Genomic DNA, 14,960 nt, shown 5'->3' on the forward strand with positions numbered 1-14,960 from the left:
CCACGGTATTCTTATACGATCTAACAGAAACTTTCCACTAACTTGTTCAACGACCTGAAAAGGCCCCGCTGCATGACAGCGGGGCCTTTCTTAGGTTTCAATATTATTTGTCTGTGTTTTTCTCCATTACTTTGTCGATCATGCCGTATTCTACAGCTTCGTGAGCAGACATGAAGTTGTCACGATCCGTATCGCGCTCAATCACTTCTAGTGGCTGACCTGTGCGTTCTGACAAGATTTTGTTCAGTTTCTCACGCATTTTAATGATACGCTTCGCGTGGATTTCGATATCCGTCGCTTGACCTTGTGTACCACCTAATGGTTGGTGGATCATCACTTCACTGTTTGGAAGTGCATAACGCTTGCCTGGTTCACCAGCGTTCAGAAGGAAGGCTCCCATTGAAGCAGCCATACCTGTGCAGATCGTGGAAACGTCAGGCTTGATGAATTGCATTGTATCAAAGATGGCCATACCTGCTGTGATGGATCCACCTGGTGAGTTAATATACAAAGAGATGTCTTTTTCCGGATCATCAGCAGCTAGGAAAAGCAGTTGAGAAACAACAGAGTTTGCAATGTTGTCATCAATCGGGCTACCTAACATGATGATACGGTCTTTAAGTAGGCGGGAGTAAATATCGTAGGCACGCTCTCCGCGGTTTGTTTGTTCAATTACTGTAGGAACTAAGTTCATAGTGTTTCCTCCTTATCATCAATAGATTATGATGGAATATATTTATCATACAATTAAGGTCAGATAAGGTCAAACAAAAACGATCGACCTTTTCTTTCATTTTCCTTCTACCATCATTCCCTTTATCTTCTTTGATAAACGTGGGGGAGGAAGATAATTTTATTGATGACGGATCAAGGTCATAAGTTTTGAAGAATAGCCGAAAAAGGTGCATCTTTCGGACAATCAATGAACTCGTGTACCTGGAGGATCCGGAAGTCTTTCGGTTTACGGCACCTATAGATTATGGGGTAACCATTCCATTTAAAAGTCACGGAAAGCCGCTACGAATTATGGTTGATTTTTTGTTCATTTATTCGTATAATGTTTATTGCATGTCGATTTGCGCCCGTAGCTCAGTCGGATAGAGCGGTAGATTCCGGTTCTACGTCAGTCGGGGGTTCGAATCCTCTCGGGCGCGCTAATAAAAAGGAAAGGCATCCTCTTCGAAAAGGGGATGCCTTTCCTTTTACATTCTATTCGTTATATTGGTATAATTAAATAGGAAGAGACATACAAATGAATTTGTGAATGAACAAGTTCATGGAGTGCTTCCCTATACTTATTCATTACCAACTCAATGATTATATTGAAAGCGTTTATTAAAGGATATAATTATGGTATAATGTAGTAAGATATAAGATGTCACGTACTTTTCGCTTCTATCTATAGAAAAGGGGTATTTATGACAAACCTAATCCGTTACAAAATGTTGTCGACCGAGCAAATTTCTGAAGACAGACGGATTCATGTGTTCGATATGCAAGAACAGCAGAAGCTTTCTTTCAATTATGAATCATTGAAGCGAACACCGAAAAGTTATGCTGGCGAAGAATTATCTGATTTCCTAGGGAAGAGAAAACTGAAAATCGATAACGGCGTTTACGATAATAAGGGGCATGCTTCCTAAGGCATGCTCTTTTTTTGACGCTTATGTACATGATGAATAGAGATGCAATCATAGAAGGATACTAAAGTCGGGAGGGGACGGAATGAATCATATTGTGCTGTACATAAAGAGAGAATGTCCACTTTGTGATGAGGTGAAGAGTTTACTAGATCTATTCGAGGATACCTATGCTTTGGAGATTGAAGAGATTGATATTGAACAAGATGATGAGTTACTGGAACGGTTTATGTTGGAAGTCCCAGTTGTGGAAATCAATGGGGAGACCATGGATTATCGCTCAGTTGATTATCTATCTCTTGAAAAACGCTTACATTAAAAAACAGATGGATTTCACTTGCACCCGTACACCCCCACTGTTAATATAATAGCTGAAAAGGATATTTTTTTGCTCCAAGCGGGACAGAATATGACTGGCTGGGACATAAACATCCCACACGGTTCAAATTCATTTGAAGGAGCTTTTCTCATGCGAGCTTTCATTGACCTACAAAAGAAATTATTCCCTGATGTGTTGGACGTTATGCAGCGAAGGTATCAACTGTTGTATCATATTCAACTGATGCAACCAGTCGGGCGTCGCGCATTAGCCGAAAACGTTGAACTAGCTGAACGTACGGTTCGAAGTGAAGTTGATTTTCTCAACAACCAAGGAGCCGTCGAAGTCACTTCAAGAGGAATGCATTTAACCTATGAAGGGCAAAACATACTAGAACAATTAGCTGAGTTCATCAAGGAAGTCACGGGGATAAAGGTTTTAGAACAACAATTAAAGGATACATTAAAGTTAGACTGTGTCGTTGTTGTTCCAGGGGACAGCGATGAACTCAATTGGGTCAAGCATGAGATGGGACGAGCATGTGTCCAGTATTTGAAAGATCGAATGACACCGAATCAGGCGATTGCCATTACAGGTGGTACAACCATGGCTGCCGTCGCTCAAATGATGAGTCCGTTTAAGGATGCTGAACAATGCCTTTTTGTACCTGCAAGAGGTGGGCTAGGAGAGAGGGTCGAAAATCAAGCGAACACGATTTGTGCTGAAATGGCCAAAAGAGCTCGTGGTGACTATCGACTATTGTATGTCCCTGATCCACTCAGTGAAGAATCCTACCAAACGATCATTGAAGAGCCTTCCATTAAAGAAGTGCTCGATATTATCCGAAGTGCAGAAATAGTCATTCATGGCGTCGGTGACGCGATGACAATGGCGGAACGTCGGAAGACATCCACAGAACAATTGGATATCATTCAAGATCGTAAAGCCGTCGGAGAAGCTTTCGGGTATTATTTTAATACCGACGGGAAAGTCGTCCACAAGGTTAGAACCGTAGGCCTTCAACTGGAGGATTTGAAACACGCGAAACATGTCATTGCCGTAGCTGGCGGAAAGTCGAAGGCAGAAGCGATTGCCTCGTATTTTCAGCCTGGACAAAGCAATGTGCTGATCACCGATGAAGGTGCAGCGGAGGAGTTACTAAAGGGTTCGTCCCTTTAAATAAATTAAGCAATTCACTCAAGGAGGAATTTTAGCATGACAGTAAGAATTGGAATTAACGGTTTCGGACGTATTGGACGTAATGTTTTCCGTGCTGCTCTAACAAATGATGAAGTAGAAGTGGTAGCGGTTAACGACCTTACAGATGCAAATATGCTTGCACACCTACTACAATATGACTCTGTTCACGGTACACTTCCTGAAGAAGTAACGACAAACGGAGACAACTTGATCGTAGGCGGAAAAGAAATCAAAGTACTTTCTGAAAAAGATCCAGCTCAACTAGGTTGGGGAGATCTTGGCGTAGAGATCGTTGTTGAATCTACAGGTCGTTTCACTCAGCGTGACGATGCTCAGAAACACTTGGATGCAGGCGCGAAAAAAGTCGTAATCTCTGCTCCAGCTAAGCAAGAAGATCTTACAGTCGTTATGGGTGTTAACGAAGACCAGTACGACAAAGATTCTCACCACGTTATTTCTAACGCTTCTTGTACGACAAACTGTCTTGCACCATACGCGAAAATTCTTGATGAGAAATTCGGTCTTAAGCGCGGTATGATGACAACAGTTCACTCTTACACAAACGACCAGCAAATCCTTGACCTGCCACACAAAGACTACCGTCGTGCGCGTGCTGCAGCTCAAAACATCATCCCTACAACAACAGGTGCTGCTCAAGCCGTTGCGAAAGTACTTCCACAGCTTGATGGTAAGCTTTCTGGTATGGCGATGCGTGTACCAACAGCGAACGTTTCCATCGTAGACTTCGTTGCTGAACTTGATAAAGACGTATCTGCAGAAGAAGTGAACGAAGCTCTTCGTGCTGAAGCTGAAGGCAACCTTAAAGGAATCCTAGGTTACAGTGACGAGCCACTTGTATCAACAGACTACAATGGCAACACGAACTCTTCTGTAATCGATGGCATCTCTACACTTGCTCTTGAAGGCAACATGGTTAAAGTTGTTTCTTGGTATGACAACGAAACTGGTTACTCTAACCGTTGTGTAGACCTAGCTGTTTACCTTAAAAACCAAGGATTGTAATAAAATCCGCACGATAGAAAACTATAAGCACTAAAGGTAAAGGAGGGGGTCTCATGTCCTCCTCCTTTATCCATGTTTTTAGGGTCCTGCGTTTCTAATCGTTTCTTATGTGGAAACGTACATAGGGGGCGGGGATAACCCTGACCACAATTAAGGAGGTTGCAATTCATGAATAAGAAAACCATTCGTGATGTAGAGGTACAAGGACAGGCGGTATTTTGTCGTGTTGACTTCAACGTTCCTATGAGCGGAGAAGAAGTAACAGATGATACACGAATCAGAGCCGCTCTACCGACAATTCAACATTTGACAGGTAATGGAGCGAAAGTCATTCTAGCGAGTCACTTAGGTCGTCCTAAAGGTGAAGTCGTAGAAGAATTACGTTTAGATCCTGTAGCTAACCGCTTGAGTGACCTTCTTGGACAGACCGTTACCAAAACAGATGATGTTCATGGTGCTGAAGTCGACCAGGCTATTTCTGAAATGGAAAATGGTGACGTACTATTGATTGAAAACGTACGCTTCCACCCAGGCGAAGAGAAGAATGATGCGGATCTAGCAAAAGCATTTGCTAATATGGCAGATCTTTATGTGAATGATGCATTCGGTGCAGCTCACCGTGCGCATGCGTCAACAGCTGGTGTAGCGGAACACATTCCGGCAGTTGCTGGTTTCCTAATGGAGAAAGAAATCAACGTGCTAAGCCAAGCGCTTTCTGATCCTGAACGTCCTTTCACAGCCATTATCGGCGGTGCGAAAGTCAAAGATAAAATCGGTGTCATTGATAACTTGATTGATAAAGTGGATCACTTGATCATCGGTGGTGGACTTGCTTATACATTCGTTAAAGCACAAGGCCACGAAATCGGTAAATCTTTATTAGAGGAAGATAAGATCGATTTGGCGAAAGAGTATATGAAAAAAGCAGAAGAAAAAGGCGTGAACTTCCACATGCCGGAAGATGTCATCGTTGCGGATGATTTCTCTGATTCTGCCAACACGAAAGAAGTGGCGATCGATAGCATCCCGTCCGATTGGGAAGCACTAGATATCGGTCCGAAAACGAGAGAGAAATACGCTGAAATCATCAAGGATTCCAAGTTGATCATTTGGAATGGTCCGATGGGCGTATTCGAACTAGAAACGTTCGCAAACGGTACAAAAGCCGTCGCAAACGCTCTAGCAGGCACCGAAGGTTATAGCGTGATCGGTGGCGGGGATTCTGCAGCAGCTGTCGAGAAATTCGGCTATGCAGGAGACATGGATCATGTATCAACAGGTGGAGGCGCATCGCTCGAGTTCATGGAAGGTAAAGAACTTCCAGGTGTAGCCCTACTGAACGACAAATAATTTAGGAGAGGTGATTTGAACATGCGTAAACAAGTGATTGCAGGTAACTGGAAAATGAATAAAAACCACCGTGAAGCGGAGGATTTCATTCAAACAGCTAAAAACGAAGTGCCATCTTCTGATCAAGTTGAATCGGTCATTTGTGCACCGTTTCCTTTTCTTCAGAAGCTTGTAGAAGAAACAGAAGGAACAAGCCTGAAGATTGGTGCTCAAAACATGCACTTTGAAGAAAGTGGGGCATTCACTGGGGAAGTAAGCCCGGTCATGCTTAAAGAGCTTGGTGTCGAGTATGTTGTTCTTGGCCACTCCGAGCGTCGTGAGATCTTCAAGGAAACAGATGAAGAAGTGAACAAGAAAGTCCATGCTGCCTTCAACCATGGCTTGACTCCAATCGTATGTGTAGGTGAATCACTAGAACAACGTGAAGCCAACCAAACGATGGACCATGTTGAAGCACAAGTGAAAAAAGCGCTTGAAGGCCTGACAGATGAGCAGAGTCAACAAGTAATCATCGCTTATGAGCCAATTTGGGCAATCGGAACGGGCCGTACGGCAACTTCTGAACAAGCAAACGAAGTATGTACGCACATCCGTAAAGTCGTAAGCGATTTTGTGAGCGCAGGCGTAGCAGAAGCGGTTCGTATTCAATACGGAGGCTCTGTAAAACCAGCAAACGTAGACGAGTTGCTTTCTCAATCAGATATTGACGGAGCACTTGTAGGTGGAGCAAGCTTAGAAGCTGATTCTTTCCTAAAATTAGTGGAGGCAGGTAAGCATGAGTAACCAAAACTTAGCTGCACTCATCATTCTCGATGGATTCGCACTTCGTGATGAGGAAAAAGGAAATGCTGTCAAACAGGCGAATACGCCGAACTTTGATCGTTACTGGAACCAGTTCCCACACGCTCAACTTGAAGCATGTGGAGAAGCTGTAGGATTGCCAGAGGGTCAAATGGGTAACTCGGAAGTCGGTCACTTGAATATCGGGGCCGGACGCGTCGTGTATCAAAGTCTGACACGCATCAACTTGTCGATTCGTGAAGGTGATTTTTTCGAAAATGAAACGTTAGTGAAAGCTGTGAATCAAGCCAAGGAGAAAGATAAGGCATTGCATATCTTCGGCTTATTATCTGACGGTGGAATTCACAGTCATATTGAACACATGTTTGCGACGTTACAACTAGCGAAGGATGCAGGGCTTGAGAAAGTGTATATCCATGCTTTCCTTGATGGCCGTGACGTTGGTCAACAGTCAGCCAAAACGTATATCGAGCAGACACAAGATAAAATTAAAGAACTTGGTGTCGGACAAATCGCCACGATTGCCGGTCGTTTCTATGCCATGGACCGTGATAATCGCTGGGAACGTGTCAAAAAAGCTTATGATGCCATCGCTTACGGTGAAGGTGTCAAATACGAGGACCCGATCAAAGCGGTCGATGACTCGTATGCGGAAGAAGTGTATGACGAGTTCGTAGAGCCTGTCGTTCTGACAGATTCAGAAGGACAGCCTGTAGGACCGATGGAAGATGAAGAATCTATCATCTTCTTCAACTTCCGACCTGACCGTGCGATTCAAATATCCAAGACGTTTGCGAACGATGATTTTGACGGGTTCGACCGTGGAGAAAACGCGCCGAAAAACCTTCATTTCGTCGGTATGACGCAGTATAGTGATGCCGTCAATTCGAAGATCGCTTTCCCACCGAACAACTTGAAGAATACCATTGGTGAAGTGCTTGCTAATCATGGCAAGAAACAATTGCGTATCGCGGAGACAGAAAAATATCCACACGTCACGTTCTTCATGAGTGGTGGACGAGAGAATGAATTTGATGGGGAAGAGCGCATCCTGATCGATTCACCGAAAGTGTCTACCTATGATCAAAAACCTGAAATGAGTGCCTATGAAGTAACAGATGCTCTTTTAGGCGAACTTGACGCGGATAAACACAATGCCATCATTCTAAACTTCGCCAATCCGGATATGGTTGGGCACTCAGGCATGCTAGAGCCAACAATCAAAGCGATTGAAGCGGTGGATGAATGTCTAGGCAAAATTGTAGATAAGATTCATGAAAAAGGTGGACATGCCATCATTACAGCCGATCACGGGAATTCCGATGAAGTGACGACTTTAGACGGAGATGCCATGACGGCTCATACTACGAACCCTGTTCCAGTCATCGTGACACAAGAAGGAGCAGAATTACGTGATGGTGGGATCCTTGGAGATCTATCACCGACACTACTTGACTTATTGAACATTGACCTACCTGAAGAAATGACAGGAACATCATTAATTAAAAAATAAGGGAGAGATTTACATGCCATACATTACTGACGTATATGCACGCGAAGTACTAGACTCACGTGGTAACCCAACAGTAGAAGTTGAAGTTTATACGGAATCTGGAGCTTTCGGAACAGCCCTTGTACCAAGTGGTGCATCAACAGGTGAATACGAAGCTGTAGAACTACGTGACGGAGATAAGGAACGTTACCTTGGAAAAGGTGTTCTCAATGCTGTTGAAAACGTAAATGAGAAAATTGCTCCAAACCTTCTTGGAATGGACGTAACTCAACAAGTGATCATCGACCAAATGATGAGAGAACTTGATGGTACAGAAAACAAAGGGAACCTAGGTGCTAACGCAATTCTTGGTGTTTCTATGGCGGTTGCTCACGCAGCAGCAGACGTTGTAGGACTTCCACTTTACAAGTACCTTGGTGGATTCACTGCCACTACTCTTCCAACACCAATGATGAACATCGTTAACGGTGGAGAGCACGCGGATAACAACGTAGACATTCAAGAATTCATGATCATGCCTGTTGGTGCGCCAACATTCAAAGAAGCACTTCGCACAGGTGCTGAAATCTTCCACGCACTTAAGAAAGTACTTGGTAACAAAGGGTACAATACTGGTGTAGGTGACGAAGGTGGATTCGCTCCAGACCTTGGTTCAAACGAAGAAGCTCTTTCTACAATCATCGAAGCGATCGAAGCAGCTGGTTACAAGCCAGGAGAAGAAGTACAGCTTGCGATGGACGTTGCCTCTTCTGAAATTTACGAAGACGGTAAGTACAACCTGAAAGGTGAAGGTGTAGTTCGTACATCTGCTGAGATGGTTGACTGGTACGAAGAGCTTGTAAACAAGTATCCGATCGTATCCATTGAAGACGGTCTTGACGAGAACGACTGGGAAGGTACGAAACTTCTTACTGACCGTATCGGCGACCGCGTACAGCTTGTTGGTGACGACCTATTCGTTACGAACACTGAGAAGCTTGGCCGCGCTATCGAAGAGGGCGTAGGTAACTCTATCCTTATCAAAGTAAACCAAATCGGTACGCTTACAGAAACATTCGAAGCGATCGAAATGGCGAAGCGCGCTGGTTACACTGCTGTTATCTCTCACCGTTCTGGTGAAACAGAAGACGCGACAATCGCAGACATCGCTGTTGCGACAAACGCTGGTCAAATCAAGACGGGTGCACCATCACGTACAGACCGTGTAGCGAAATACAACCAACTTCTTCGTATTGAAGATCAGTTGCTTGGAACAGCTACGTATGCTGGCGGAAAAGCATTCTATAACTTGAACAAATAATTTTGAATTTGAGCCTCTCTGATTATTCAGAGAGGCTTTTTTCTATGGTATGATGAGGTGTAGACCCGAAATAGATATAGGAGAGGTCATAAACCGATGAAACTATTGATACGTATGATTTTGCTAGTCGGCGTCGCCTATGCGCTCATTACCGGCTACAATTTATGGACATATGGTAACAACCTTGATATACCTAAAGCCGATGCAGCGATTGTTCTAGGAGCTGCACAATGGAATGGACAACCCAGTCCTGTTTTTGAAGGGCGATTAAAGCAGGGGATCGAATTATACAATGATGATAAAGTGGACTACCTTGTATTCACGGGTGGAACAAGTGAAAATGCCGTTTCATCGGAAGCGGAAGTAGGAATGAACTACGCCATGGCCAATGGTGTTCCGAGAGAGGATATACTCGTTGAAAACCAGTCTTTGGTGACGAGAGACAATGTCATCAATGCTAAACAGGTAGCAACGGATGAAGGGATCGACAGCTATTTGCTTGTCAGTGATCAATACCATTTGAAGCGGGCCGTAGAATTAGCAAAAAGCCAAGGCATGGATGTCACAGGTGTGCCAACCAAGTACTCCGCCTATGAAACGATGGAAACAAAGCTGCCATTCTTTCTGCGTGAATGGGTGTACTTGATGGGACAAGAAGTGACGGGTGTTTTCTCTGATTGAGGTGAAGAAAAATGGATGTACAAGAAGCAATCTTAGGACGTCGATCCATTCATGAGTTTAAAAAGGGACAGGTCCCAAGTAGCGATCTGAAGCAAATCTTCGAACGTGCTTCCTGGGCGCCTACTCATCGAATGAAACAACCCTGGATGATGAAGGTCTATCAAGGTGGAGCAATCGATTCCTATGCCTCTCATGTATTGAATAGCTACGACAGACAAGGCTTCTTCTCCGGTTATGATGCCGATAGAGGAGGTAAAATGAGAGAAGGGATCAAGAAGTTTCTCATCAATATCCCTCACCATGTTCTCGTCTATATGGAACGAGATGTAGATCAGATGAAATATGAGGAGGACTATGCGGCGGTATGTGCTTTCATTCAAAACGCTCAGCTGCTCGCCTGGGAGCAAGGGATCGGTATGTTATGGACGACGAGTCCGTATCTTCATGATGCTCAGTTTGCTGTGGATGTTGGGCTGAATGAACGTGATTACAAGTTGGTTTCAGTGCTTCAAGTCGGATACCCAAGCCGCATCCCTAAGCCGAAGCAGAGGGCACAGATTGAGGAGAGCATCACCTTTTATGAATAGCCGCAGTAAGGCGCTCAGGTATTTCTGAAATGGAGGCTAGGGGGAGAGAAAGTAACTCGCCTTAAGGTCAACATGTCATGAGCTTCGCTGCATTCTGGTGCATATGATGAGAATGCTAATCTTATGTAGAGGGTTCGTTCTTATTCATGTCGAAAGGGGTGGTTTTGAAACAGCGAGACTCCCACGGGAGAAGGACTCAGGCAAGACCCCACAGGGAGTGTTAACGACAGAGGAGGCTTGCCGGTTCCCCCGTAGGAAAGCGAGTTGTTTCAAAACCACCCCTATTCTCTATACAATAACGAACCCAGAATTCAATCTTTGCAATTTCTGTAAATAAAAAAATCTGACGCATTAGTTTGCGTCAGATTTTTTATCTTCATCAAATTCATATTTATAATGGTCGGCATCATCTGGTAAAGGATCGACCTTATGCTTATAATCGTATCCTTTCGATACAGCGGCTCCGAACATCGCAGCAATACCAAGAACTATTCCGACACAAACGATCATAATCACGGTGAAAGTCATGAAAACACTTCGCTTTCTGTGAACGTATTTCGCCTCACACGATTTATTGTGCCACAAATGCTCTAGGATTACTACTTAAGATTGTGTTTTTTCTTTTACAAATGCAACGACTTCTTCAGCAGTACCCATGGAAAGAATCTCTTCTTTGTAAGAAGCCATTTCCTTCTTAGAAAGGTCACGAATCTGTGTGCGCGCTGGAAGGATGGATGTTGCACTCATGCTGAATTCATCGAGTCCTAGTCCTAGAAGGATTGGGATCGCAATCTCATCCCCAGCCATTTCTCCGCACATACCGGCCCACTTGCCTTCAGCGTGTGCTGCTTCAATGACGTTATTGACCAAGTTCAAGATGGCAGGATTGTATGGTTGATACAAGTATGAAACGCGCTCGTTCATACGGTCTGCAGCCATCGTGTATTGGATCAGGTCATTTGTTCCGATACTGAAGAAATCGACTTCTTTAGCGAATTGGCGAGCAATCACAGCCGTTGCTGGAATCTCTACCATCATTCCGACTTCAATGTCATCGGATACGTCTTGTCCTTCGTTGTTCAGTTTTTCACGCTCTTCCTCAAGAATCGCTTTTGCTTGACGGAATTCATCAAGTGTAGCAATCATCGGGAACATGATTTTCAAGTTTCCGTGAACGCTCGCACGAAGTAGGGCGCGTAGCTGGACACGGAAAATATCGTCACGCTCAAGGCATAGACGAATCGCGCGATACCCAAGGAATGGGTTCATTTCATCAGGCAGCTCAAGGTAATCAAGTTCCTTATCGCCACCGATGTCTAATGTACGGACAACAACAGGCTTGTCACCCATTTGCTTTAGAACAGAGGAGTAAGCGTCATATTGCTCTTCTTCTGTTGGAAGTTGGCTTTTACCCATGTACAAGAACTCTGTACGGTAAAGGCCGACACCTTCGCCGCCATTGTTCAGTACACCTTCAACGTCTTCAGGTGTACCGATGTTGGCTACTAGCTCCACGTGTTCACCTTCAGAAGTAACGGTAGGCTCATCTTTCAACTTCGCCCATTCTTTCTTCTGCTCTTCGAATTCATCTTGCTTTTTCTTGTATTCTGCTACTTGTTCATCCGTAGGGTTTACAATGACATCGCCATTGATTCCGTCAACGATAATCATGGAATCCTTCTCAGCCTGAGAGGTAATGTTTTTTGTACCGACTACAGCAGGGATTTCAAGAGATCTTGCCATAATAGCTGAGTGAGACGTTCGTCCACCGATATCCGTTGTGAAACCTTTGACATATTGCTTGTTCAATTGAGCCGTATCAGAAGGCGTAAGGTCATCAGCTACAATGACAACTTCCTCATTGATCAAAGCAGGGTCAGGGAAGGTCACGTTGAGTAGGTGTGCCATAACACGCTTCGTTACGTCTTGAATGTCGGCAGCACGCTCACGCATATATTCATTGTCCATGTTTTTGAACATGTCGATGAACATATTAGCTGTTTCATCTAATGCAGCTTCCGCATTGACGTTGTCTGACTTGATTTTATCTTCAATCGGCTGAATAAGTTCAGGGTCGCTCAGGACAAGTAAATGAGCGGAGAAAATCTCTGCGTGCTCATCACCGAGTTGTTTTTTAGTGTGTTCTTTGATTGTTTCAAGCTCTGATTTAGACGTATCTAGAGCTTCGTGCAGGCGCTTGACTTCTTCTTCTGGTTGTTGGATGTCTTGTTTGCTGTAAGAAAGGTCTGGAGCTTCCAGCGGATACACTTTCGCAATCGCGATTCCGCTAGAAGCTGCAATGCCTTGAAGATGTGTCATTATATTATTCCCCCAGGCCTTCATTCTTCATAGTTGTTGTTAGGTGTTCGATGGCTTCGTCTTCGTCGCCACCTTCTGCTGTGATTTTTACTTCTGCGCCTGCAGGAATTCCAAGGCTCATTATGCCCATGATGGACTTCAGGTTGACCGCCTTTTCTTTATAGTGGAGATTGATATCAGACTCGTACTTACCTGCGTTCTGGACAAGTACAGTTGCTGGGCGTGCATGTACGCCATCTGCTGATGTGATTTTGAATGTTTGTTCTTTCATTGTATATTCCTCCTTAAAAAAAGTACTTAGTTTGTGAGTTACCCTAACTTTATTATTTTAAGCCTTTCTAAGGTCTTTTTTCAAGAATCCTACAACAATTGCACTAAGAATTGTTCCGACTAGAATGGCTACGATATATAAAACGATTTGCATAAAGCCACCTTCAATGAGTGGAATGATGATGGCACCGCCATGTGGGGCTGGTAAACTGATGCCGAATAGCATGACGAGCATCCCTGTTAATGCACTTCCGGCAACCATAGACGGGATGACACGGATCGGGTCTGCTGCGGCGAATGGAATCGCGCCTTCTGTGATAAAGAACGTTCCAAGAGGAAGGGCTGCTTTTCCTGTTTCTCTTTCTTGAGGTGTGAATTTATTTTTGAAAATCATTGTTGCGACGCCCATCGCAAGTGGTGGGACCATTCCGCCAGCCATAGCAGCTGCAATAAATGTATAGTTCCCTGCATCAAGCGCTGCGATACCAAAGGTGTAGGCCGCTTTGTTGACAGGACCTCCCATATCGACCGCCATCATACCTCCGACGATGATCCCGAGAAGCGCCAAGTTGGAACCGCTCATGTTATCCAAGAAATTGAATAGACCTGTGTAAACACTGGTTAATGCTGGGTTGATCAAGAGCATGATCATTCCCGTTCCGAAAATAGCTAGGACTGGATAGAATAGAACCGTTTTTAAACCGTCCAATACGGCAGGTAAACCTTCCAACCATTTCTTAATGAGCAATGTCAAGTAACCGGCTAAGAAACCTGCGATCAGTCCTCCTAAGAAACCAGAACCATTGCCGGCACCTTCAGCGGACGTTTGCGTAACAGCAATTAAACCACCGACCATACCAGGGGCGAAACCAGGGCGATCCGCAATACTAGATGCAATGAAACCAGCGAGTACCGGTACTAGTAGGAAGAAGGCATTGCCGCCACCGATGATGCTGAGCATTTCAGCAAAGCGATTATAATCGGCATTATCCGGGTTCGCAGAGTTGATGCCCCAGAAGAACGAAATCGCAATGAGGATCCCGCCACCTACGACGAATGGAAGCATGTTGGATACACCGTTCATTAAATGCTTATAGAACCCTGTGCGCTGTCCTTTCTCTTCAGAGGAACTGGATTGTTTTCCACTTCCTTGATAAGTCGGTGCGTCTTTATTAACGGCTTTTTTGATTAACTCTTCTGGTTCATGGATCGCTTTAGCTACAGGTACTTCAATGACAGGCTTACCATTGAATGGAGCCATGTCCACATTGACATCAGCAGCTACGATAATCGCATCCGCTTCAGCGATGTCTTCTGCGGTCAATTGATTTTTCACTCCGCTTGATCCATTAGTTTGGACTTTAATCGGAACGTTCATTTCTTTAGCCGTCGCTTTCAACTTGTCCGCTGCCATGTACGTGTGAGCGATACCAGTCGGACAAGCGGTAACAGCTAGAATTTTGCCAGCTGAGGATGTTTCTGTTTCTTCTTCGTCTTCTTCTTCCGCTTCTTTGGCATTGATCGCTTCGATGACATCGGCTTCCGTTTTGGCCGCTTCTAATTGCTCGCGGAATTTTGTATCCATCAAATAGGAAGAAAGGCGAGAGAGTGTTTCCAAGTGTGTGTTATTCGCGCCTTCTGACGCAGCAATCATGAAAAATAAGTTCGTCGGCTGACCGTCTAACGATTCGTAATCCAATCCGTCTTGCGAGCGACCGAAAGCAATGGCAGGGTCCTTAACGGCACTGGTCTTCGCATGTGGAATCGCGATTCCTTCACCAATCCCTGTTGTACTCTGATCTTCACGTGCTTGGATGGCTTGTTTATATTCGTCACGATTTTCTAGTTTGCCAGCCTGATCCAACTGACCGACCAGCTCATCAATTGCTTCAGACTTTGATGAAGCTTTCATGTTCAGTACGATGGTGTCTTTTGTTAACAAGTCAGTAATTTTCAT

The 14,960-nt window shown here is 44.5% G+C and carries 15 protein-coding genes and 1 tRNA gene; 11 read left to right on the top strand and 5 right to left on the bottom strand.

The window, feature by feature from the left end:
• Window positions 1–103 precede the first annotated feature (103 nt).
• A complete protein-coding gene (gene clpP, locus H0266_RS12090; protein ID WP_181472631.1) occupies window positions 104–694 on the bottom strand; it encodes an ATP-dependent Clp endopeptidase proteolytic subunit ClpP in 591 nt (196 codons plus the stop codon).
• A gap of 384 nt (window positions 695–1,078) precedes the next feature.
• Between clpP and H0266_RS12095 the strand changes: the two genes are divergently transcribed.
• From H0266_RS12095 to H0266_RS12145, 11 genes are all read left to right on the top strand, one after another.
• Window positions 1,079–1,154: transfer RNA gene (locus H0266_RS12095), tRNA-Arg, on the top strand.
• Window positions 1,155–1,418: 264 nt separating this feature from the next.
• A complete protein-coding gene (locus tag H0266_RS12100) occupies window positions 1,419–1,643 on the top strand; it encodes a hypothetical protein (RefSeq protein ID WP_181472632.1) in 225 nt (74 codons plus the stop codon).
• 82 nt (window positions 1,644–1,725) lie between these two features.
• The gene (locus H0266_RS12105; protein WP_181472633.1) at window positions 1,726–1,959 is read left to right on the top strand and encodes a glutaredoxin family protein; all 234 of its coding nucleotides are present in this window, start codon (window positions 1,726–1,728) and stop codon (window positions 1,957–1,959) included.
• 150 nt (window positions 1,960–2,109) lie between these two features.
• Window positions 2,110–3,138 carry a sugar-binding transcriptional regulator gene (locus H0266_RS12110; RefSeq protein ID WP_181472634.1) on the top strand — a complete coding sequence of 343 codons (1,029 nt, stop codon included), beginning with the start codon at window positions 2,110–2,112 and terminating at the stop codon, window positions 3,136–3,138.
• Between the two features lie 36 nt (window positions 3,139–3,174).
• Complete coding sequence (gap, locus tag H0266_RS12115; protein ID WP_181472635.1) at window positions 3,175–4,182, top strand: type I glyceraldehyde-3-phosphate dehydrogenase; 1,008 nt, start codon at window positions 3,175–3,177, stop codon at window positions 4,180–4,182.
• A 168-nt stretch (window positions 4,183–4,350) separates the two neighbouring features.
• Window positions 4,351–5,532: a phosphoglycerate kinase gene (locus tag H0266_RS12120; RefSeq protein WP_181472636.1), complete on the top strand. Its 1,182-nt coding sequence runs from the start codon at window positions 4,351–4,353 to the stop codon at window positions 5,530–5,532.
• 21 nt (window positions 5,533–5,553) lie between these two features.
• Window positions 5,554–6,315, top strand: a complete 762-nt coding sequence (gene tpiA / locus H0266_RS12125) for a triose-phosphate isomerase (protein WP_181472860.1) — start codon at window positions 5,554–5,556, stop codon at window positions 6,313–6,315.
• Complete coding sequence (gene gpmI / locus H0266_RS12130; RefSeq protein WP_181472637.1) at window positions 6,308–7,846, top strand: 2,3-bisphosphoglycerate-independent phosphoglycerate mutase; 1,539 nt, start codon at window positions 6,308–6,310, stop codon at window positions 7,844–7,846. The genes tpiA and gpmI overlap by 8 nt, the downstream gene beginning before the upstream one ends.
• Before the next feature lie 13 nt (window positions 7,847–7,859).
• Window positions 7,860–9,146, top strand: a complete 1,287-nt coding sequence (gene eno / locus H0266_RS12135) for a phosphopyruvate hydratase (RefSeq protein WP_181472638.1) — start codon at window positions 7,860–7,862, stop codon at window positions 9,144–9,146.
• Window positions 9,147–9,242: 96 nt separating this feature from the next.
• The gene (locus tag H0266_RS12140; RefSeq protein WP_181472639.1) at window positions 9,243–9,827 is read left to right on the top strand and encodes a YdcF family protein; all 585 of its coding nucleotides are present in this window, start codon (window positions 9,243–9,245) and stop codon (window positions 9,825–9,827) included.
• An 11-nt stretch (window positions 9,828–9,838) separates the two neighbouring features.
• Window positions 9,839–10,414, top strand: a complete 576-nt coding sequence (locus H0266_RS12145) for a nitroreductase family protein (protein ID WP_181472640.1) — start codon at window positions 9,839–9,841, stop codon at window positions 10,412–10,414.
• Between the two features lie 351 nt (window positions 10,415–10,765).
• On the opposite strand, the gene ytzI is transcribed toward H0266_RS12145, so the two are convergent.
• From ytzI to H0266_RS12165, 4 genes are all read right to left on the bottom strand, one after another.
• Window positions 10,766–10,942, bottom strand: coding sequence for a YtzI protein (gene ytzI, locus H0266_RS12150; protein WP_181472641.1), 177 nt, complete (start codon window positions 10,940–10,942; stop codon window positions 10,766–10,768).
• A 75-nt stretch (window positions 10,943–11,017) separates the two neighbouring features.
• Complete coding sequence (ptsP, locus tag H0266_RS12155) at window positions 11,018–12,733, bottom strand: phosphoenolpyruvate--protein phosphotransferase (protein WP_181472642.1); 1,716 nt, start codon at window positions 12,731–12,733, stop codon at window positions 11,018–11,020.
• Between the two features lie 4 nt (window positions 12,734–12,737).
• On the bottom strand, window positions 12,738–13,004 hold the full coding sequence (locus tag H0266_RS12160; protein WP_181472643.1) for a phosphocarrier protein HPr: 267 nt from the start codon (window positions 13,002–13,004) through the stop codon (window positions 12,738–12,740).
• Window positions 13,005–13,061: 57 nt separating this feature from the next.
• Entirely contained in the window at window positions 13,062–14,960 is a 1,899-nt protein-coding gene (locus H0266_RS12165) for a PTS fructose transporter subunit IIABC (protein WP_181472644.1), read from the bottom strand.

Source organism: Halobacillus locisalis (genome assembly GCF_013694105.1).
Lineage (GTDB): Bacteria > Bacillota > Bacilli > Bacillales > Halobacillaceae > Halobacillus > Halobacillus locisalis.

What these genes read in the sequence shown, in the direction of transcription:
- clpP (WP_181472631.1), bottom strand. Translation starts at nt 694, where the DNA reads ATGAACTTAGTTCCTACAGTAATTGAACAAACAAACCGCGGAGAGCGT.
- H0266_RS12100 (WP_181472632.1), top strand. Translation starts at nt 1,419, where the DNA reads ATGACAAACCTAATCCGTTACAAAATGTTGTCGACCGAGCAAATTTCT.
- H0266_RS12105 (WP_181472633.1), top strand. Translation starts at nt 1,726, where the DNA reads ATGAATCATATTGTGCTGTACATAAAGAGAGAATGTCCACTTTGTGAT.
- H0266_RS12110 (WP_181472634.1), top strand. Translation starts at nt 2,110, where the DNA reads ATGCGAGCTTTCATTGACCTACAAAAGAAATTATTCCCTGATGTGTTG.
- gap (WP_181472635.1), top strand. Translation starts at nt 3,175, where the DNA reads ATGACAGTAAGAATTGGAATTAACGGTTTCGGACGTATTGGACGTAAT.
- H0266_RS12120 (WP_181472636.1), top strand. Translation starts at nt 4,351, where the DNA reads ATGAATAAGAAAACCATTCGTGATGTAGAGGTACAAGGACAGGCGGTA.
- tpiA (WP_181472860.1), top strand. Translation starts at nt 5,554, where the DNA reads ATGCGTAAACAAGTGATTGCAGGTAACTGGAAAATGAATAAAAACCAC.
- gpmI (WP_181472637.1), top strand. Translation starts at nt 6,308, where the DNA reads ATGAGTAACCAAAACTTAGCTGCACTCATCATTCTCGATGGATTCGCA.
- eno (WP_181472638.1), top strand. Translation starts at nt 7,860, where the DNA reads ATGCCATACATTACTGACGTATATGCACGCGAAGTACTAGACTCACGT.
- H0266_RS12140 (WP_181472639.1), top strand. Translation starts at nt 9,243, where the DNA reads ATGAAACTATTGATACGTATGATTTTGCTAGTCGGCGTCGCCTATGCG.
- H0266_RS12145 (WP_181472640.1), top strand. Translation starts at nt 9,839, where the DNA reads ATGGATGTACAAGAAGCAATCTTAGGACGTCGATCCATTCATGAGTTT.
- ytzI (WP_181472641.1), bottom strand. Translation starts at nt 10,942, where the DNA reads ATGACTTTCACCGTGATTATGATCGTTTGTGTCGGAATAGTTCTTGGT.
- ptsP (WP_181472642.1), bottom strand. Translation starts at nt 12,733, where the DNA reads ATGACACATCTTCAAGGCATTGCAGCTTCTAGCGGAATCGCGATTGCG.
- H0266_RS12160 (WP_181472643.1), bottom strand. Translation starts at nt 13,004, where the DNA reads ATGAAAGAACAAACATTCAAAATCACATCAGCAGATGGCGTACATGCA.
- H0266_RS12165 (WP_181472644.1), bottom strand. Translation starts at nt 14,960, where the DNA reads ATGAAAATTACTGACTTGTTAACAAAAGACACCATCGTACTGAACATG.